Source organism: Streptomyces sp. NPDC101110 (assembly GCF_044759525.1).
GTDB lineage: Bacteria > Actinomycetota > Actinomycetes > Streptomycetales > Streptomycetaceae > Streptomyces.
Window position 1 is genome coordinate 466,200 of the sequence record NZ_JBIVZM010000001.1, and the last position, 19,041, is coordinate 485,240.

Consider the following 19,041-nt stretch of genomic DNA (forward strand, 5'->3'; position numbering starts at 1 on the left):
TCGCTCCCCGTGCCCCGTTACCGCGGGGCGTAGGCCCCTTTGTATGCCCTAGGGGCGCTACGCGCGTAGACGGCCCCCGTCCCCAGGAGAGTGCGCCATCAACGCGTCCAGCAGCCCTCCGGCCGGAGCGGCGGTCAACGAATCGGTGACCGCCGTCGAACTCGCCGGGATCACCAAGCGTTTCCCCGGAGTCGTGGCCAACCACGACATCCACCTCAGTGTCCGCAAGGGCACCGTGCACGCCCTCGTCGGCGAGAACGGCGCCGGCAAGTCGACGCTCATGAAGATCCTCTACGGCATGCAGAAGCCGGACGAGGGCACCATCGCCGTCGACGGCGAGCAGGTCACCTTCTCGTCGCCGGCCGACGCCATCGCCCGCGGCATCGGCATGGTCCACCAGCACTTCATGCTCGCCGACAACCTCACGGTCCTGGAGAACGTGGCGCTCGGCAGCGAGAAGCTCTACGGCATCGGCGCCAAGGCCCGCCGCCGGATCAAGGAGCTCTCCGACCGCTACGGCCTCGGCGTGGAGCCCGACCTGATGGTCGAGGAGCTCGGTGTCGCCGCCCGTCAGCGCGTGGAGATCCTCAAGGTCCTGTACCGCGGCGCGACCACCCTCATCCTCGACGAGCCGACCGCGGTCCTCGTCCCGCAGGAGGTCGACGCCCTCTTCGCGAACCTGCGCGAACTGAAGGCCGAGGGCCTGTCGGTCATCTTCATCTCGCACAAGCTCGGCGAGGTCCTCTCCGTCGCCGACGAGATCACGGTCATCCGCCGCGGCACCACCGTCGGCACCGCCGTCCCCGCCGAGACGACGCCCCGTCAGCTCGCCGAGATGATGGTCGGCAGCGAGCTGCCCACGCCCGAGACGGCCGAGTCCACGGTCACCGACCGCCCGGTCATCACCGTCGACCAGGTGCGCCTCGCGGCCCCCGGCGGCAAGGCCCTCCTCGACGACATCAGCTTCACCATCCACGCGGGCGAGGTCCTCGGCATCGCCGGTGTCGAGGGCAACGGCCAGACCGAACTGGTCGACGCGCTCATCGGCCTGCGGTCCCCCGACAGCGGCACCATCCGGCTCGCCGACGAGGAGATCACCGCCTGGCCCACCCGCAGGCGCCGCGAGCAGGGCATCGGCTACATCCCCGAGGACCGGCACCGCCACGGTCTCCTCCTGGAGGCACCCCTCTGGGAGAACCGCATCCTCGGCCACGTCACCGAGAAGCCCCTCGCCAAGGGATTCTGGCTGGACCCGAAGGCGGCCCAGGAGGACACCCGCCGGATCGTCACGGAGTACGACGTCCGCACCCCCGGCATCGACGTCACCGCCGCCTCCCTGTCCGGCGGCAACCAGCAGAAGCTGATCGTCGGCCGCGAGATGAGCCACAAGCCGCGCTTCCTCATCGCCGCGCACCCCACCCGGGGCGTGGACGTCGGAGCCCAGGCCGCCATCTGGGACCACATCCGCGAGGCGCGCCGCGAGGGTCTCGCCGTGCTGCTGATCTCCGCCGACCTGGACGAGCTGATCGGCCTGTCCGACACGCTGCGCGTGATCTACAACGGCAAGCTGGTCGCGGACGCCGACCCGGCCACCATCACCCCCGAGGAGCTCGGCTCGGCCATGACCGGTGCCGCCACCGGGCACCTCGCGCACGACGACACCCCCGAGATCTCGAAGGCCGACGCCCCCGAGTCTCCGGAAGACGAGGCCCGCTGATGAAGAAGTTCGACAAGGAGCGCCTGCTCCTCGCGGTGGCCGGGCCGGTCATCGCGCTGGCCGTGGCCTTCGTCCTGAGCGCGATCGTGCTGCTCGCCTCGGGCAAGAGCCCCTTCGAGCCGTTCGCCCTGATGTTCGAGCAGCTGAGCTTCTCCGACATCCAGGTCCTGATCATCAACCAGGCCTCGATGTACTACATCGCGGCCCTCGCGGTGGCCATCGGCTTCCGGATGAACCTGTTCAACATCGGCGTCGACGGCCAGTACCAGCTCGGCGCCATGATGGCCGCCGTCGTCGGCGCCCACGTGAACCTGCCGTCCGCGCTGCAGGTCCCGCTGCTGCTCCTGACGGCCGTCCTCACCGGTGCCTTCTGGGCCGGCATCGCAGGTGTCCTCAAGGTCACCCGCGGGGTCAGCGAGGTCGTCGCCACGATCATGCTCAACGCGATCGCCACCTCCGTGATCGCCTACCTGTGGCTGCCGAACGTCTTCGGCGTCAAGGTCGGCAACAACAACACCACCGGCGAGATGTACGAGTCCGGCTGGATCCCCGGCATCAGCCTGGGCGACGCCGGTGAGATCTACGGCCTGGTGCTGCTGGCCGTCCTGCTCGGCATCGGCTACTGGATCGTCCTCAACCGCACCCGCTTCGGCTTCGACCTGCGCGCCTCCGGCGCCTCGACGAGCGCCGCCGCGGCCAGTGGTGTCGACCCCAAGCGCATGGTGCTGACCGCCATGCTGATCTCCGGCGCCATCGCGGGCCTGGCCGGCCTGCCGATCCTGCTCGGCGACACCCACACCTACAGTCTCAACTTCCCCACCGGCATCGGATTCCTCGGCATCGGCATCGCCCTGCTCGGCCGCAACAGCCCGGTCGGCATCGCCTTCGCCGCCCTGCTGTGGGCCTGGCTCGACAAGGCCTCGCCCGAGCTGGACTTCCACGGCTACGACAAGGAGATCGCGGTCATCATGCAGGGCCTGATCGTGCTCTCGGTCGTCGTCTCCTACGAGGCCGTCCGTGAATGGGGTCTGCGCCGCCAGCAGCGTCGCGTCGGCGCCGAACTCGCCGCCGGACACGTCCTCGGCGCTCAGAACACGAAGGAGGTGGCTGGCCGATGACCACCGCGACCGACGTCAACCAGCCCACGCTGCAGCCCGCGGCGCCGACCGGCCGCCGCCTGTCGTGGCCCGTCCTGCTGCTCGTCATCGCCGGAGGCCTGGCGCTCACCTCGATCGTCCGCCTCATCACGGGCGCCGACGGCATCACCAACGTCAGCCAGATGTCCACCGCGCTCCAGCTCGCCGTGCCGATCGGCCTCGCGGGTCTGGGCGGTCTGTGGGCCGAGCGCGCGGGCGTGGTCAACATCGGCCTCGAGGGCATGATGATCCTCGGCACCTGGTTCGGCGCCTGGGCCGGCTTCCAGTGGGGCCCGTGGACCGGTGTCCTGGTCGGCATCCTCGGCGGCGCGATCGGCGGCCTGCTGCACGCCTTCGTGACCGTCACCTTCAACGTCAACCACATCGTCTCCGGTGTGGCCATCAACATCCTCGCCCTCGGCGCCACCCGCTACCTCGCGCCCCTCGCGTTCGAGGGCCACACGGGCGGTTCCGCCAAGCAGTCCCCGGCGGTCGACACCCTCGGCCACTTCACGGTGCCGGGGCTGTCCGACGCGCTGCGCGACCTGAACAACCAGGGCTGGTTCTTCGTCTCGGACATCGCCGGCCTGCTCGGCGGCCTGGTCACCAACGTGTCCTGGCTGACCCTGATCGCCATCGCGCTGATCCCCGCCACCTGGTGGATCCTGTGGCGCACCGCCTTCGGCCTGCGGCTGCGCTCCTGTGGTGAGAACCCGGTGGCCGCCGAGTCCCTCGGCGTCAACGTCTACAAGTACAAGTACATCGCCGTCGTCATCTCCGGCGGCCTGGCCGGCCTCGGTGGTGTCTTCCTGTCCATCGTGGCCAACCCCTTCTACCTGGAGGGCCAGGTCAGCGGACGCGGCTTCATCGGCCTCGCGGCGATGATCTTCGGCAACTGGATGCCGGGCGGCCTCGCCCTCGGCGCCGGCCTGTTCGGCTACACCGACAGTCTCAACCTGCGCGGCGGCTCCGCCAACGTCCACGCCCTGCTGCTGCTCGGTGCGCTGCTGCTGATCATCGGGGCGATCTTCCTGGTGGTCCGCAAGAAGTACGCCCCGTCGATGATCACCGCGGTCGTCGCCGCCCTGGTGTTCGCCTGGTACGCCACCACCGACGAGGTCCCGAACCAGGTCGTCTCCGCCACGCCGTACGTCATCACCCTCGTCGTCCTCGCCATGTCCGCCCAGCGGCTGAGGATGCCGAAGGCCGACGGGCTGCCGTACCGGAAGGGGCAGGGCAAGTGACCGACACCGGTCCCGCCGTCGACTGGGAGCAGCTGCGCGCGGCGGCCCGGGACGCCATGTCCCGGGCGTACGCCCCCTACTCCGGCTACCCGGTCGGCGTGGCGGCCCGGGTGGACGACGGCCGGATCATCTCCGGCTGCAACGTCGAGAACGCCTCGTACGGACTCGGACTGTGCGCCGAGTGCGGTCTGGTGTCGGAGCTGCACAACACCGGCGGCGGCCGGCTGACGCACTTCACCTGCGTCGACCGCAACGGCGACACACTCGTCCCGTGCGGCCGCTGCCGCCAGCTGCTCCACGAGTTCGGCCCGGAGCTCCTGCTGGAGACCCCGGCGGGGATCCTGCCGCTCTCGGAGATGCTCCCCCAGGCCTTCGGCCCGGAGCACCTCAGCAAGTAACTTCCGTGCGGCCCCTCTGAGTTGCTCACGCGACCGGCTCAGGGGGGCCGTACGGCTTCTGGAAACCTCGGAAGGAAGCCAAGCCATGGCCATGGACGTCATCTCCGTCATCCGCACCAAGCGGGACCGCGGTGAGCTCAGCGACGCACAGATCGACTGGGTCATCGACGCGTACACCCGCGGGGAGGTCGCCGACGAGCAGATGTCCGCTCTCGCCATGGCGATCCTGCTGAACGGCATGAACCGCCGCGAGATCGCCCGCTGGACGGCCGCGATGATCGCCTCCGGCGAGCGCATGGACTTCTCGTCCCTGTCCCGCCCGACGGCCGACAAGCACTCCACGGGCGGTGTCGGCGACAAGATCACGCTGCCCCTGGCGCCCCTGGTGGCTGCCTGTGGCGCGGCCGTCCCGCAGCTCTCCGGCCGCGGCCTCGGCCACACCGGCGGCACCCTCGACAAGCTGGAGTCCATCCCCGGCTGGCGCGCGCTGCTGTCCAACGAGGAGATGCTGAACGTCCTCGACACCACCGGCGCGGTGATCTGCGCGGCCGGCGACGGCCTGGCCCCCGCCGACAAGAAGCTCTACGCCCTGCGGGACGTCACCGGCACGGTCGAGGCGATCCCGCTGATCGCCTCCTCGATCATGTCCAAGAAGATCGCCGAGGGCACCGGTTCGCTCGTGCTGGACGTGAAGGTCGGCACCGGCGCCTTCATGAAGACCATCGAGGACGCCCGCGAACTGGCCTCCACCATGGTCGGCCTGGGCACGGACCACGGCGTGAAGACGGTCGCGCTCCTCACCGACATGTCCACCCCGCTCGGCCTCACCGCGGGCAACGCCCTGGAGGTCCGCGAGTCGGTCGAGGTCCTGGCCGGCGGCGGCCCCGCGGACGTGGTCGAGCTGACGGTCGCCCTGGCCCGCGAAATGCTGGACGCGGCCGGCGTCAAGGACGCCGACCCGGCGAAGGCCCTGGCCGACGGCTCGGCGATGGACGTGTGGCGCCGAATGATCGCGGCCCAGGGCGGCGACCCGGACGCGACGCTGCCGGTGGCCCGCGAGCAGCACGTGATCAAGGCCCCGGCCTCGGGCGTCCTGACCCGCCTCGACGCCTACGACATCGGCGTCGCCGCCTGGCGTCTCGGCGCGGGCCGCGCCCGCAAGGAGGACCCGGTGCAGGCGGGTGCCGGCGTCGAGCTGCACGCCAAGCCCGGCGACACGGTCACCGAGGGCCAGCCCCTGCTGACCCTCCACACGGACACCCCCGAGCGCTTCGAGTACGCCCTCCAGTCGATCGAGGGTTCCTACGACGTCGCAGCGCCCGGCACGAACTTCACGGCGTCCCCGGTGGTGCTGGAACGTATCGCCTGACCAGGCGCTTTCTCCTTCGGGTGAACGGGACCGGTGGACCCCCGCCGGTCCCGTTCGGCATGCTGGGCCCGGTGACGCACCGATAGGAGACCGCCATGAGCGCACTCACCGTGAGCCAGGACCCCGACCCCAGACCTGCTCGTGGCGCCTGTGCAGGAGTGCGCGGAAGCGGACTCCCACATCCCGACAGCCCGGCCGAACTCGTCGTCGAGGTGACCTCCAAGTCCAACGCCCGTCACGACCGCGTCAGCAAGCCCGCCGCCTGCGCTGCCGCCGGGATCCCGCTCCACCTCCTCGTCGATCGCTGGGCCCCCGGAGGCCCCACCGTGACGCTCTAGGAGAGTCGAAGGCTGATGTCTACCGAGTCCTGAGCGCCGTGAAGTTCGGTGATCCCATCAAGCTGCCGGACCCGTTCGACGTGACGATCGACACCAGTGAGTTTCCGGTCGACTGACCGTCATCCCAAAACCGCCGCCACCCCCACCAGCACCGGCACCGCCAGCACCGTCGACAGCAGGATCGCCTCCCTCGCCAGCACCTCGCCCACCCGGTAGCTGCTCGCGTACGTGAAGAGATTCTGCGCCGCCGGCAGCGCCGACGTCACCACCACGTCGAGCAGCAGGGCACCGCGCAGGCCGAAGACGCCCGCCGCCAGGGCCCAGGCGACCAGAGGCTGGAACACGGACTTCAGGGCCACGGCGAGGAGCACCGGGGCCCGCTCCGCGCCGCGCAGGGGGAGGGTGCTGCCGCGCAGGGAGATGCCGAAGGCCAGCAGGACCGCCGGGACCGACATGTTGCCGATCAGGGTCAGGGGGTCCATCAGGGGCCCCGGCACCGCGAGGCCCGACCCCGAGACCGCCACCCCGGCCAGGGAGCCCAGCGCTATCGGATTGCGCAACGGCGTCAGCAACCGCTGCCACAGAGGCCGCTTCCTCCCGCCGCTCGCCAGGTCCAGGACCGTCAGCGCCACCGGTGTCACACCGACCAGCTGGAACAGCAGCACCGGCGCGACCAGTGAGGCGTCGCCCAGCACGTACACGGCGATCGGGATGCCCAGGTTCCCGGAGTTGACGTAGCTGGAGCACAGCGCGCCGATCGTGGTCCGGCCCACGCCCCACCCGCGCGCCGCGCCCACCGCCACGAAGACACCGGCCGCCGCTGCCGTGCTCATCGCCGTGACCAGCAGCCGGTCGGAGAAGATCACCGACAGGTCGGCCTGCGCGAGGGTGGTGAAGAGCAGCGCCGGGGACGCCACGTGGAAGGCCAGCTTGGTGAGGACCTCGCGGCCTCCGTCCCCCAGATACCCCCGGCGCCCGATCAGATAGCCGACACCGATGACGACGGCGATGACCGCGAACCCGCTCAACACGCCCTGCACGGCGTCTCCTCACCGGTGAGGAAGGCATCGGGCAGCGCGGCGGGAGCGGATGGTTGGGGCATACACCCAACCCTCCGGGGAAGGCGCCGCCCGGGTCAATGTGATCCTCACGGTGCCGACCGGCCGTGACCGCGCCCTCGGGAGGACGGAACACCGCGATGAGTTACGGCCGCCCGCCCGGTCTACCGATCGTGGACGCCATGACACCGCCCGTGCTCGTACTGCCCGGCCCCGCCACCCGGGACGAGGTGAGGGGGCTCAGCGACGATGTGCGGGCACTGCTGCACGGCAGCGGTGTCCGGGTCGTGGTGTGCGACGTCGGGGGACTGGGGCCGCCGGGCCTGGCCGCCGTCGACCTGCTGGCGAAACTCCAGCTGGCCGCCCGACGCGCCGGGGGACGGGTCCGGCTGCGCGATCCCGACCCGGCCCTACGCGCCCTGCTCGACCTGGTCGGTCTCCGCTTCGAGGTGGAGGGGGAGGTCGAAGAGCGGGAACCAGCGCTGGGTGTCGAGGAAGCAGTGGAACCCGGTGATCCGGCCGTCTGAGATCTCCAGCACCTGGACCGCCCACGGCATGAAGCCGCCGCGCTCCGGGTCCGGCTTGTACTGGGCGAACCCCGGCAGGCCGTTGACCTGGACGGGCACCAGCCGGGAACCGGCGCACGGAGCGCCGAGGGTGGTCATGAAGCCGGTGATGTCGCGCGTACCGGTCAGCCACAGATCGAACGGCGGCATCGTCATGACCGCGTCCTCGTGCAGCAGGGCCGTCAGCGCTGTCATGTCGTAGCCCTCGAAGGCCGCCACATAGCGGTCCAGCAGCTTCTTCTGGTCCTCGTCCAGCGGGTCGGAGACGGCCGCGTCGGCGCCCGGCTCCTGCCGCTCGGCCAGGGTGGCGCGGGCCCGCTGGAGGGCGCTGTTCACCGACGCCACCGAGGTCTCCAGCAGCTCGGCGACCTCACTGGCCTTCCAGGCCAGGACCTCGCGCAGGATCAGCACGGCGCGCTGCTTGGCCGGGAGCTTCTGCAGAGCGGCCATGAAGGCGAGCCGCACGGACTCCTTGGCGACCGCCGCCTCCGCCGGGTCGCCGGTCGTGGGCAGCACACGGGCGTCCGGCATGGGCTCCAGCCAGGTGTTGTCCGGGCGGGGGGAGAGGGCGGCCCGGGCGAGCGGGGTGGACTCGGTCAGGTCCATGGGCCGGGCGCGCTTGTTGCCCGCGTTCAGCATGTCCAGGCACACGTTGGTCGCGATCCGGTAGAGCCAGGAGCGCAGGCTGGAACGGCCCTCGAACTTGTCGTAGCTGCGCCAGGCGCGGACCATCGTGTCCTGCACCGCGTCCTCGGCCTCGAAGGAGGAGCCGAGCATCCGGTAGCAGTACCCCGTCAGCTCCGTGCGGTGCGCCTCGAGCCTGGTGTCCAGATCCGTCGGTGCCGCCGTGCCGTTCGCCATCTCCACCCACCCCTGTGGACGTTCTGTTCACGCGCCGTCGCGCCCCAGCACTTCGGAAGCTACCGCAGCCCACTGACAACGGCCCGCCGAGCGAACGAAAGAGCAGGTCGGGGCGTGTGGCCCGGAGAGCCGGCGACCGTCCCGCAGGCCTTCACGGGAGCTGCTCGACCCGCCTGGCCGGATGCCGGTGCTCCCCGCCTCCCGCGGGGCAGCGGCCGTCGGTCCCGTCGTCACCGCACGGGAAAGCCCCCGGTCCGGTCCGGTGATCAGTCGGCGCGGACGTGTCCGCACTCGCTGACGACCGGCCCCGGCCGGGGGCCTCGTCGGTGCTCAGGCGGCGGCGGCCAGGTGGCGGCGTTGCAGGCGGGCCGCCCTGGTGCCGAAGACGGTGATCGTCACGACGCCCAGGACCGCCAGCAGTCCGACTCCGACGGTCCCGGCCCAGCCGCTCGCGTGGAAGGCGATCGCGCCGACCGTGCTGCCCGCGCTGGAGCCGATGTAGTACGCCGACTGGTACAGCGCCGAAGCCTGGGCCCTGCCGTGCGCGGCCGTCTTGCTGACCGCCGAGGAGGCGACCGCGTGGCCCGCGAAGAAGCCCGCCGTGATCAGGACAAGGCCGAGCAGGACCAGCGGGAGCGAACCCGCCAGGGACAGCAGCAGACCCGCCGCCGTCGTACCGCCGCCCGCGTACAGCGCGCCCCGGCGGCCCAGCCGGCCGACCAGCCGGCCCGCGGTCGACGCCGACACCGTGCCCACCAGGTACACCAGGAAGATCGAGCCGATGATGCCCTGCGGCAGCGAGAACGGGGCCTCGGTCAGCCGGTAGCCGATGACCGTGTACACACCGCCGAACACCGTCATGAACAACGCGCCGATCGCGTACAGCCGGCACAGCAGCGGGTTGGACAGGTGGTCGCGGACCGTCCGGGCCAGCACCCGCGGCCGCAGCGAACCGGCCTTGAAGTGCTTCGGGGCGGGCAGCAGCAGCCGGAAGGCCACCGCGCACGCCACCGCGATCACCCCGATGACCCCGACGGCGACGCGCCAGCCCCACTCCTGCGCGACCCAGCCGGTGATGACCCGGCCGCTCATCCCGCCCACGCTGTTGCCCGCGACGAACAGACCGATCGCGGTGACCAGTGCCTTGGGGCTGACCTCCTCCGCGAGGTACGCGGTCGCCGACGCGGGCAGCCCGGCCAGGGCGGCGCCCTGCAGCGCCCGCAACGCGATCAGTACACCGAGGGAGGGGGCGAGGGGCACCAGCAGCCCGAGCGTGACGGCCACGGCCAGCGAAGCGGTCATGACCGCGCGGCGTCCGAAGCGCTCCGACAGGGCGCTCATCGGCAGCACGAACAGCGCCAGCCCGCCCGTCGCGGCGGCCACCGTCCAGCTCGCGTCGCTCGCCGCCACCCCGAACTCGCCGGAGATCAGCGGGAGAAGGGCCTGGGTGGAGTACAGCAGCGCGAAGGTCGCGACACCCGCGAGGAAGAGGGCGAAGCTCATCCGGCGGTAGCCGGGGCCGCCCGGGGACACGCGCGAGTCGGCAGTGGGGACAGAGACGTCGGCGCCCACGACGGTGGACGCCCCGGTACTGGCGGGAGACATGCCTCGAACCTACGGACGGCCACACTCATCCGTCCAATGCATGGAACGGTCATAATCGTTCCCATGGCGCATCAACCGAGCTCACAGTCCCGCCTGTCACCGAGTAGTGACACAGAAGACATGGCAGAGATGTCGAAGCTGCTGGCTCCGCGCCTCGCGTACTTCGCCGGCGTCGCCCGTACCGAGCACGTCACGCGCGCCGCCCAGGAGATGAACGTCCCCCAGTCGACCCTCTCCCGCTCCATGGCCCGCCTGGAGCAGGACCTGGGCGTCGATCTGTTCGCCCGGCACGGCCGCACCGTCTCCCTCACCCCGGCCGGCCGCACCTTCCTCGCCTCCGTGGAGCGTGCCCTGGCCGAGGTCGAGCGTGCCGCCGAGGAGGTGCGCGCCGACGCCGACCCCACCACCGGAAAGGTCGCCTTCGGCTTCCTGCACACCATGGGCGCGGAGACCGTCCCGGGCCTCCTGCACGCCTTCCGCGCCGACCACCCGCGCGTCCGCTTCAGCCTCGTCCAGAACTACGGCGAGGCCATGCTGGAACGCCTGCGCGCCGGCGAACTCGACCTGTGTCTGACGTCCCCGGTGCCGGACGCCCCCGACCTGGTGGCCCGCCGCCTCGACGAGCAGAAGCTGCGCCTGGTCGTGCCCGCCGACCACTCCCTCGCCGGACGCCGCCGCATCCGCCTCGCCGAGGCCGCCGACGAAACCTTCGTCACCCTGGAACCCGGCTACGGCCTGCGTCGCATCACCGACGACCTCTGCAAGGAGGCCGGCTTCAAACCCCGCATCGCCTTCGAGGGGGAGGAGGCGGAGACGCTGAGGGGTTTGGTGGCGGCGGGTCTGGGAGTCGCCCTCCTGCCCCCACCGGCGGTCCCACGCCCGGGAGTTGTGGAACTGACGGTCACGGCCCCCCGAGCGGTCCGAGAGATCGGCGTGGCCTGGCTGGAAGGCCACCCGGACACACCCCCGGTCGCGGCCTTCAAGAGGTTCCTGCTCTCGAGACGGGGCAGCTTGTTGCCGACTTGAGGGGCGCGGGGAACTGCGCGACAAGCCACATGCAACCCGCGCAGGCCCACGAACGGACACCCAGCGGCGCTACCGCCTCGAAGGACTGAACCCGGCAGCCAACGGCATCCGCAACCCCAGCGGCGGCGGCGCGGCGAACGCATCCCGCACCGGCCGCGAAACCGCCCGCCCGAACAACGCCCCCATCACGAAGTCCTCGGCCAGCGCCAGCACTTCGTCCCGGTACTGGTGCAACCCGTGCCCGTCGGCGTGCACTTCGAACCGGCACACGTCCCGGTTCGCCTTCTTCGCCCGCGCCGCCAGCCGGAACGACAGCTCCGGATCCGTCCGCCCGTCGTTCGTGCCGTGCACGATCAGCACCTGGCGCCCGACCAACTGCTTCACCGGTTCGGGTGGCGCCGTGACGTCCTCCTCAGGCAGCCAAGGGGCGAGCGCCAGCACGGAGTTGACGGCGTCGTGGCCGCCGGCCCGCAGCCCTGCCCGGCCCCCCATCCCGAGACCGACCAGACAGACCGGGACGTCCCCGTACCGCCGTACGACCTCGTCGGCCGCCCACGTCGCGTCCTGCGCGAGATTGGCCTCGCTGCCGTTCCAGCCGCGGCAGCGGTAGTGCACCACGTGCGTGGCGAGACCCTCGTCCCGGCCCGCGCGGGCCAGACGGCGCCCGACCGCGCGCACCGAGGCGGTCGCCAGCAGGGGAGACGGTCTACGGCCCGAGACCTCGTCGCCACCGGGGAGCAGCAGCACCGCGCCGCTCACCGCCGTCGGTTCCGGACCGAGTGTCCTGCCCAGCCGTGCCCTGCGAACCGGCGTCGCTTGGTGTGCCATGACAGAACAGTGTCAGAAGCGCGGGTGTACGCGACCCGTCGCCGGGGTCACCGTTGCGTATCGACGAAAACGCACGGCATCCGGCAACGCGCCGTCTACGCGCGTAGGAGTTAGAGTGCGGAAATGACGAGCCAGACCATTGCGAACACCCCGACACCGGACCAGATCCGCCGGGCGCCCAAGGTTCTGCTGCACGACCACCTCGACGGCGGTCTGCGCCCCGGCACGATCGTCGAACTCGCCCGCGATAACGTCCCCCACGGCCCTGATGGCGTGGGAGGTGCCCCCATCACCCGGCTCCCCGAGACCGATCCCGAGAAGCTCGGCGTCTGGTTCCGCGAGGCCGCCGACTCCGGTTCCCTGGAACGGTACTTGGAGACGTTCTCCCACACCGTCGGCGTCATGCAGACCCGTGAGGCCCTGGTCCGGGTCGCCGCCGAGTGCGCCGAGGACCTGGCCGCGGACGGCGTCGTCTACGCCGAGGTGCGCTACGCCCCCGAGCAGCACCTGGAGGGCGGCCTCGGCCTCGAAGAGGTCGTCGAGGCCGTCAACGAGGGCTTCCGGGAAGGCGAGCGGCGCGCCCGGGAGAACGGGCAGCGCATCCGTATGGGCGCACTGCTCACCGCCATGCGGCACGCGGCCCGTGCTCTGGAGATCGCCGAACTCGCCAACCGGTACCGGGACCTGGGCGTCGTCGGCTTCGACATCGCGGGCGCCGAGGCCGGCTACCCGCCCACCCGGCACCTCGACGCCTTCGAGTACCTCAAGCGCGAGAACAACCACTTCACCATCCACGCCGGGGAGGCCTTCGGGCTGCCCTCCATCTGGCAGGCCCTCCAGTGGTGCGGCGCCGACCGGCTCGGGCACGGCGTGCGGATCATCGACGACATCCGGGTCCACGAGGACGGCCGCGTCGAACTCGGGCGGCTCGCCTCCTACGTCCGGGACAAACGCATCCCGTTGGAGCTGTGCCCGAGCTCCAACCTCCAGACCGGGGCCGCGTCCTCGTACGCCGAGCACCCCATCGGTCTGCTGCGCCGGCTGCACTTCCGGGCCACGGTCAACACGGACAACCGGCTGATGTCCCACACCAGCATGAGCCGGGAATTCGAGCACCTCGTCGAGGCATTCGGATACACGCTCGACGACATGCAGTGGTTCTCTGTCAATGCGATGAAATCAGCTTTCATTCCTTTCGATGAACGACTGGCCATGATCAATGACGTCATCAAGCCCGGATATGCCGAGCTGAAATCCGAATGGCTGTTCCGTCAAACCGCCTCCACCAGCGGTTCTGTCTCTTCGGGAGACTGAATCAGGGGTATTCGGCACACGGGGACGCCGGCAGTTTTCACAATCCGTCCGCATTTCGATGTTTGCGGTCGGTGGTGCGGGGTGTTTACGGTCGTTCGACCGCTCACCCACTCCGTCATCCCGTTACGAGGACGTATTTCATGAAGCAGTCCGCTGCCAAGTCTCTCGGTGTCGTCGCTCTCGGTGCCGCCTTCGCCGCCTCCGGTGCGGGCGCCGCCAACGCCGCCGTCCCGGACACCGCCCAGACCGTGGACACCGTCACCACGGCGCTCCCGGCGGAGCAGCTCTCCCAGAAGCTGCCGGGCTCGGGTGAGGCGCTGGGCCAGGGGCAGGAGCTGGCCGGTGCCGGTCACGCGGCCCAGCCCGCCGCCGAGCAGATCCTCGCCAACGGCCCGACGGGCCCGGACGCCCAGCTGCTGGGCGGGCTCCCGGTGCAGGGGCTGCCCACCCAGGGCCTGCCCACGCAGGGTCTGCCGGTGAACGGCGTTCCGGTCGCCTGACCTCCCGCCCCCGGGGACACACATGCCGATGGGGCGCACCCCGCACAGGGTGCGCCCCATCGGCGTTCTCGCATACGGGCGTTACCAGGCCGTCTGTGCCTTGCCGTGTGTCTTGTCCTCCGCGGGCAGCAGGATCCACAGCGCGATGTACAGCAGGAACTGCGGGCCGGGCAGCAGACACGAGACCAGGAAGATCACTCGCATCGTCGTGGCCGAGGTGCCGAAGCGCCGAGCCAGTGCGGCGCACACTCCGCCGATCATGCGGCCGTGGGTGGGGCGGGCGAGGCGGGACATGTGCGACTCCTTCGTGAGGGTGTGTGAGGCCTCTCGTCCGAGTACCCCATCTGCACTCCACGCTACGGAGACGAAGGGGGCAAAGCGTCGCTCCACGGGGCGATCCCGACCCTGGGAATCGTCGGGGTCCGACCCTGAGCCGGCTCCTCCTGAAACAGGGGCGTGCGCGGCAGCCGGGCGGTCGTGCGGCGGCGCAGCCAGGAGCGGCCCGCCGGGACCAGCGCGAGATGCGCGAGGGCGACCCCCGTGGTGTTGAGGAACAGCGAGTCCACGTCGACGACCTGACCGGGCACGCCGGTCTGCAGCAGTTCGATGCCCCAGGAGAGCAGGGCACCGGCCGCGACGGTGCGCAGCAGGGATGCCAGCGGTGAGACGTCCAGTCTGCCGCCGGCCAGCGGCAGCAGCACACCCAGGGGCGCGAGCAGGGCCAGCCCCTCTCCGATCCGGCGGGCCGCCTCGGGCCAGCCCAGGGCGAGATCGGCCCGGATACCCGCGAATGGCCTGAGGTTTGCCGGCATCACCCAGGGCACGTCCAGCGGCCGCAGCGTGAGCCAGGCGACGAACGCCAGGTGTGCGACGAGGAGGACACCTCCTGTCACACGGATGCGGAACGCGGCGCTGCCGCCGATGGAGCCTTGACGCTGCACGCCCCCCAAGACGCCGCCTCCGGCGACTTCGGTTCCGGGATGGGCCCCGTCGGCCCCGTGAGGCATGCGCCACAGCACCGGTCCGCCCACTCCCCGGCCACGGCCATGAGCCACCGCCCCGGTCGGGTCACTCCCCGGCCACGGCCATGAGCCACCGCCCCGGTCGGGTCACTCCCCGGCCACGTCCTTGGACGGTGGCTCCGTGCTGCCCGGCCGGGCCCGCACCTCGTCGGTGCACTCGTAGCGGCGCGGGCTCTCGGCACCGGGGCCGCCCAGCACCACCGAACCGTCGCCCTCGGCCGCCGCCGAGTCGGAGAAGGTGCACACGATCTGCGCGAGGGCGTACGAGGTGAGGCCGGCCGGAGCCGTGCTCAGCCGCAGCGTGTCGTCCGGGTCGCCGGGGCGCGGCTCGCCGACCGTGATGCCGCCGCGGACGTCCGTGCTGTACCCGGCTTCCTTCTCGGCGGTCGACGGCGGTGCGGCGAGCTGGTCCAGCAGACCCTGCGCGACGAGCATGCGCCGCTCGGAGTCGGCCGCGCCGTCCGGCACCCGCACGGTCCGGTCGACCGTCACCAGCGAGGACCCGCACAGCAGGAACACCTGCACCGGCAGCCCCCGCGCGGCCCGGGCGGAGACGTCCGCCTCGGAGAGGGAGCACTGCACCCGCGACGGCGCCGGCCCGAAGTTCGTCGGCACCTCCGTGGCCCGGATCCCGCAGCCGGCCAGCAGCACGGCGAGCGCCGGAACGGCGAGCAGCCGGGACACGGCCGCCCCACGCGCGGTCCTCATGCGTCCCCCTTCGCGTCCTCGTCCCGGGGCCGGTCGCCACCGCTCCCGGGCCGCAGCTCGTCCTCGGCGGGCTGCTCCTCCGCGGGCGACGTGCCGCGCGGGAGCCGCAGGGTGAACACCGCGCCCGAGTCGGGCGAGTTGGCCGCGGTGATCTCGCCGCCGTGGATGTGGGCGTTCTCCAGCGCGATGGACAGTCCCAGGCCGCTGCCCTCGGACCGCGGCCGTGAGGCGCTGGCCTTGTAGAAGCGGTCGAACACGTGCGGCAGGACGTCCTCCGGGATGCCGGGCCCGTGGTCCTGCACCTCGATGACGATCGAGTCGTCCGCCTCCCGCACGGACACCCGCACCGGCGAGCCGCCGTGCTTGAGCGCGTTGCCGATGAGGTTGGCCAGGATGACGTCCAGGCGACGCGGATCCAGGCGGGCGTGCAGGCCGCGCTCGGCGTCCAGCTCGACCGCGTCCAGCCAGGCGCGGGCGTCGATGCAGGCGGTGATCTGGTCGGCGATGTCGACGTCGTCCAGGACCAGCCGGGCGGTGCCCGCGTCGAAGCGGGTGACCTCCATCAGGTTCTCCACCAGGTCGTTCAGCCGCCGCGTCTCGCTGACGACCAGCCGGACGGCGGGCTCGATCATCGGGTCCATGCTCCCGGTCTCCGCCTCCAGCTCCTCCTCCAGCACCTCCGTCACGGCGGTGATCGCGGTGAGCGGCGTCCGCAGCTCATGGCTCATGTCCGCGACGAACCGCCGGGACGCCTCGTCCCGCGCGGCCATCTCGGCGACCCGCTTCTCCAGCGCCTCCGCCGCGTTGTTGAACGTCCGGGACAGATCGGCGAGTTCATCGGTCCCGGACACCCTGAGCCGGGTGTCCAGCCTGCCCTCGCCGAGCCGCCGCGCGGCCGTCCCGAGCCGCTGCACCGGCTTCAGCACGGTCGTCGCCGCGGCCTGCGCCAGCAGTGCCGAGCCGATCAGCGCCAGCCCCGTCGCGATGCCCAGCGACCAGGCCAGCGAATTGAGGTCCTTGGCCTCCGGCTCCAGCGACTTGAGCATGTAACCGGTCGGGCCGCCGCCGATCACCCGCGTCCCGGCCACCAGGTACGGGGTGTCGTGGTCGACTATCCGCTGCCAGTACAGGTGGTGGGGGTACTTGTTGGCCTCGTCGACCGCTTGTGTCCTGTTCACCGCCGTGCGCAGCGACTTCGGCACGTCACGCAGCGAGAAGCCGTTCAGCCCGCCGGAGCTGCCGTAGACGGTCCTGCCCTCGGCGTCGCGGCCGACCAGCAGCACGCTGAAACGCTGGTCGCTGCCGGCCATCTGGCCCGCGGTGTGCTGCAGCTCGTCCTGGGTCGGACGCTCGGGCAGCGCGCCCGCCCGGTTCTGCATCTCCTGCTCGAAGTCGCGCAGCACGGCGTCCTGGGTGCGGGTGAGCACGGCCTCGCGGTTGAGCCAGTACGCGATGGCGGACGCGGACACGGCGGCCGTCAGGGCCACCAGACCGAACACGACGACCAGCCGCAGCCGCAGACTCGTGAAGCGCAGCCGCGACAGAGCTCCCTTGCGCGCCCCGGTCCAGCCGCGGGCCCCCCCTTGGTGCGCCTGTGTCACTGAGGCGCGTCCAGCCGGTAGCCGACACCCCGCACGGTACGGATCAGCGTCGGGGACGACGGCACGTCCTCGACCTTGGCGCGCAGCCGCTGGACACACGCGTCCACGAGACGCGAGTCGCCCAGGTAGTCGTGCTCCCACACCAGCCGCAGCAGTTGCTGCCGGGACAGCGCCTGGCCCGGCCGGCGGCTCAGCTCCAGCAGCAGCCGCAGCTCGGTCGGCGTGAGCTGGAGGTCCTCGCCGTTCTTCGTCACGGTCATCGCCGAGCGGTCGATGACGAGGCTGCCGAAGCTCGCCGCGTCGTTCGACTCCCGCTCGCCGCGCCGCAGCACGGCCCGGATCCGGGCGTCCAGCACCCGCCCCTGCACCGGTTTGACCACATAGTCGTCGGCGCCGGACTCCAGCCCGACCACCACGTCGATGTCGTCGCTGCGCGCGGTCAGCAGGATGATCGGCAACTGGTCCGTGCGCCGGATGCGCCGGCACACCTCGAACCCGTCGATGCCGGGCAGCATCACGTCCAGCACGATCAGATCCGGCCGCTGCTCGCGGAGCAGCTTCAGACCGTCCTCACCGCTGGCAGCGGTCGCCACGCGGTGGCCCTGGCGCGTCAGTGAGAGCTCCAGGGCCGTCCGGATGGCGTCGTCGTCCTCGATCAGCAACAGGGAAGGCACGCGCTCATTCTGGCCCATGGAGGGGCCGGGGTACGACCGGTGGGGCCCAGTCGGTCCCGACCGGTACCGCCGCCGCGTGTGGACGACCTGTGGACGACCTGTGGCCGACCCCTGTGACAGGTCTGTGACAGTCGGCGGACACGGCCATGAAAGTGCCGCGGCAAGCTTTTCGGCACAGGCAAGGAAGCCCGCCCAACCGGCGGGCCGCACATCGGAAGTCCACGACGGGGGGCGCGAGATGAACACGCTGCACGGCATCAGCACCAGCGCAGTTGTCACGCGTCTGCACGACGTGAAGCGGGGTTCCGAGAAGTCCGGTGCGGTGAGCATGCGGGGGTGCGCTCACGGTGCCGGGCGTCAGCACACCGGGTTCATGACGGTGGTCGACGCACACACGGGGGAGAACAAGGGGACGGGGGCGGCTCACGGGGGAGCCGCGTACGGGGAGGGCTCGGGGGAGCGCCGCTCGCTGACGGAGGCGGAGTTCACCGCCTACGTCCAGGAGCGTCGCGCCTCCCTGTACGCAACCGCCTACCACCTGACCGGCGACCGCTTCGAGGCCGAGGACCTGCTGCAGAGCGCGCTGTTCTCGACCTACCGGGCGTGGGACCGGATCAGCGACAAGGCTGCGGTCGGCGGGTACCTCCGCCGCACCATGACCAACCTGCACATCAGTGCCTGGCGGCGCCGCAAGCTCAACGAGTACCCGACCGAGGAACTGCCGGAGACGCCCGGCGACACGGACGCGATGCGCGGCACCGAGCTGCGCGCGGTCCTGTGGCAGGCGCTGGCCCGGCTGCCCGAACTCCAGCGCACCATGCTGGTCCTGCGCTACTACGAGGGCCGCACGGACCCGGAGATCGCGGACATCCTCGACATCAGTGTCGGCACGGTGAAGTCCAGCATCTGGCGGTCGCTCCGCCGGCTGCGCGAGGACGAGGTCCTCAGCTTCGGCCGTGACGAGGAGGACGCCTTCGGCGAGCTCGTCGCCTGAAGGTCGGGGGGGAGCACCACAAGGGGGCCCACGGGGGAACCGAGGGGACGCTGGGGGCGTCAACGCGGGAGAGTGGGGACTC

At 71.3% G+C, this 19,041-nt stretch carries 19 protein-coding genes and 1 pseudogene; 11 read left to right on the forward strand and 9 right to left on the reverse strand.

Going from position 1 to position 19,041, the window contains the following annotated elements; translation table 11 throughout:
• Window positions 1–145 precede the first annotated feature (145 nt).
• From ACIQU3_RS02220 to ACIQU3_RS02245, 6 genes and pseudogenes are all read left to right on the forward strand, one after another.
• Window positions 146–1,717, forward strand: coding sequence for an ABC transporter ATP-binding protein (locus ACIQU3_RS02220; protein WP_403724798.1), 1,572 nt, complete (start codon window positions 146–148; stop codon window positions 1,715–1,717).
• Window positions 1,717–2,835 carry an ABC transporter permease gene (locus tag ACIQU3_RS02225; protein ID WP_366714162.1) on the forward strand — a complete coding sequence of 373 codons (1,119 nt, stop codon included), beginning with the start codon at window positions 1,717–1,719 and terminating at the stop codon, window positions 2,833–2,835. Before ACIQU3_RS02220 ends, ACIQU3_RS02225 begins: the two co-directional genes overlap by 1 nt.
• Entirely contained in the window at window positions 2,832–4,097 is a 1,266-nt protein-coding gene (locus ACIQU3_RS02230) for an ABC transporter permease (protein WP_403724801.1), read from the forward strand. The genes ACIQU3_RS02225 and ACIQU3_RS02230 overlap by 4 nt, the downstream gene beginning before the upstream one ends.
• Window positions 4,094–4,495: a cytidine deaminase gene (locus tag ACIQU3_RS02235; RefSeq protein ID WP_403724804.1), complete on the forward strand. Its 402-nt coding sequence runs from the start codon at window positions 4,094–4,096 to the stop codon at window positions 4,493–4,495. Before ACIQU3_RS02230 ends, ACIQU3_RS02235 begins: the two co-directional genes overlap by 4 nt.
• 85 nt (window positions 4,496–4,580) lie before the next feature.
• Window positions 4,581–5,864, forward strand: coding sequence for a thymidine phosphorylase (locus ACIQU3_RS02240; RefSeq protein WP_403923044.1), 1,284 nt, complete (start codon window positions 4,581–4,583; stop codon window positions 5,862–5,864).
• Window positions 5,865–5,993: 129 nt separating this feature from the next.
• Window positions 5,994–6,318: pseudogene (locus ACIQU3_RS02245) on the forward strand (Uma2 family endonuclease); the annotation flags it as partial.
• A gap of 3 nt (window positions 6,319–6,321) precedes the next feature.
• Here ACIQU3_RS02245 and ACIQU3_RS02250 read toward each other — a convergent pair.
• Window positions 6,322–7,242 carry an AEC family transporter gene (locus ACIQU3_RS02250; protein ID WP_403724810.1) on the reverse strand — a complete coding sequence of 307 codons (921 nt, stop codon included), beginning with the start codon at window positions 7,240–7,242 and terminating at the stop codon, window positions 6,322–6,324.
• A 158-nt stretch (window positions 7,243–7,400) separates the two neighbouring features.
• Here ACIQU3_RS02250 and ACIQU3_RS02255 point away from each other — a divergent pair, with 158 nt between their 5' ends.
• Window positions 7,401–7,787 carry an STAS domain-containing protein gene (locus tag ACIQU3_RS02255; protein WP_403724813.1) on the forward strand — a complete coding sequence of 129 codons (387 nt, stop codon included), beginning with the start codon at window positions 7,401–7,403 and terminating at the stop codon, window positions 7,785–7,787.
• Here ACIQU3_RS02255 and ACIQU3_RS02260 read toward each other — a convergent pair.
• Window positions 7,671–8,687 carry a sigma-70 family RNA polymerase sigma factor gene (locus tag ACIQU3_RS02260; protein WP_403923046.1) on the reverse strand — a complete coding sequence of 339 codons (1,017 nt, stop codon included), beginning with the start codon at window positions 8,685–8,687 and terminating at the stop codon, window positions 7,671–7,673. The two genes, ACIQU3_RS02255 and ACIQU3_RS02260, sit on opposite strands and share 117 nt — an antisense overlap.
• A 330-nt stretch (window positions 8,688–9,017) precedes the next feature.
• A complete protein-coding gene (locus ACIQU3_RS02265; RefSeq protein WP_403724818.1) occupies window positions 9,018–10,292 on the reverse strand; it encodes an MFS transporter in 1,275 nt (424 codons plus the stop codon).
• Window positions 10,293–10,355: 63 nt separating this feature from the next.
• Between ACIQU3_RS02265 and ACIQU3_RS02270 the strand changes: the two genes are divergently transcribed.
• The gene (locus ACIQU3_RS02270; protein WP_403724821.1) at window positions 10,356–11,318 is read left to right on the forward strand and encodes a LysR family transcriptional regulator; all 963 of its coding nucleotides are present in this window, start codon (window positions 10,356–10,358) and stop codon (window positions 11,316–11,318) included.
• Window positions 11,319–11,387: 69 nt separating this feature from the next.
• On the opposite strand, the gene ACIQU3_RS02275 is transcribed toward ACIQU3_RS02270, so the two are convergent.
• Entirely contained in the window at window positions 11,388–12,146 is a 759-nt protein-coding gene (locus ACIQU3_RS02275) for an alpha/beta hydrolase (RefSeq protein WP_403724823.1), read from the reverse strand.
• A 123-nt stretch (window positions 12,147–12,269) separates the two neighbouring features.
• Here ACIQU3_RS02275 and ACIQU3_RS02280 point away from each other — a divergent pair, with 123 nt between their 5' ends.
• Window positions 12,270–13,460 carry an adenosine deaminase gene (locus tag ACIQU3_RS02280; protein ID WP_403923048.1) on the forward strand — a complete coding sequence of 397 codons (1,191 nt, stop codon included), beginning with the start codon at window positions 12,270–12,272 and terminating at the stop codon, window positions 13,458–13,460.
• A 140-nt stretch (window positions 13,461–13,600) separates the two neighbouring features.
• The gene (locus tag ACIQU3_RS02285) at window positions 13,601–13,960 is read left to right on the forward strand and encodes an ATP-binding protein (protein WP_403923049.1); all 360 of its coding nucleotides are present in this window, start codon (window positions 13,601–13,603) and stop codon (window positions 13,958–13,960) included.
• A gap of 81 nt (window positions 13,961–14,041) precedes the next feature.
• Here the strand turns inward: ACIQU3_RS02285 and ACIQU3_RS02290 are convergent, their stop codons facing one another.
• The 5 genes from ACIQU3_RS02290 to afsQ1 all read right to left on the reverse strand — a co-directional run bounded on the left by ACIQU3_RS02290 (window position 14,042) and on the right by afsQ1 (window position 17,965).
• Complete coding sequence (locus ACIQU3_RS02290; protein WP_366714149.1) at window positions 14,042–14,254, reverse strand: PspC domain-containing protein; 213 nt, start codon at window positions 14,252–14,254, stop codon at window positions 14,042–14,044.
• Between the two features lie 62 nt (window positions 14,255–14,316).
• Window positions 14,317–14,901 carry a VanZ family protein gene (locus tag ACIQU3_RS02295; RefSeq protein ID WP_403923051.1) on the reverse strand — a complete coding sequence of 195 codons (585 nt, stop codon included), beginning with the start codon at window positions 14,899–14,901 and terminating at the stop codon, window positions 14,317–14,319.
• Between the two features lie 168 nt (window positions 14,902–15,069).
• Window positions 15,070–15,690, reverse strand: a complete 621-nt coding sequence (locus ACIQU3_RS02300) for a hypothetical protein (RefSeq protein WP_403724833.1) — start codon at window positions 15,688–15,690, stop codon at window positions 15,070–15,072.
• Window positions 15,687–17,291 carry an ATP-binding protein gene (locus tag ACIQU3_RS02305; RefSeq protein WP_403724836.1) on the reverse strand — a complete coding sequence of 535 codons (1,605 nt, stop codon included), beginning with the start codon at window positions 17,289–17,291 and terminating at the stop codon, window positions 15,687–15,689. Before ACIQU3_RS02305 ends, ACIQU3_RS02300 begins: the two co-directional genes overlap by 4 nt.
• Window positions 17,288–17,965: a two-component system response regulator AfsQ1 gene (afsQ1, locus tag ACIQU3_RS02310; RefSeq protein ID WP_053675520.1), complete on the reverse strand. Its 678-nt coding sequence runs from the start codon at window positions 17,963–17,965 to the stop codon at window positions 17,288–17,290. Before afsQ1 ends, ACIQU3_RS02305 begins: the two co-directional genes overlap by 4 nt.
• A 238-nt stretch (window positions 17,966–18,203) precedes the next feature.
• Here afsQ1 and ACIQU3_RS02315 point away from each other — a divergent pair, with 238 nt between their 5' ends.
• On the forward strand, window positions 18,204–18,959 hold the full coding sequence (locus ACIQU3_RS02315) for a SigE family RNA polymerase sigma factor (RefSeq protein WP_403724842.1): 756 nt from the start codon (window positions 18,204–18,206) through the stop codon (window positions 18,957–18,959).
• Window positions 18,960–19,041: the final 82 nt, after the last annotated feature.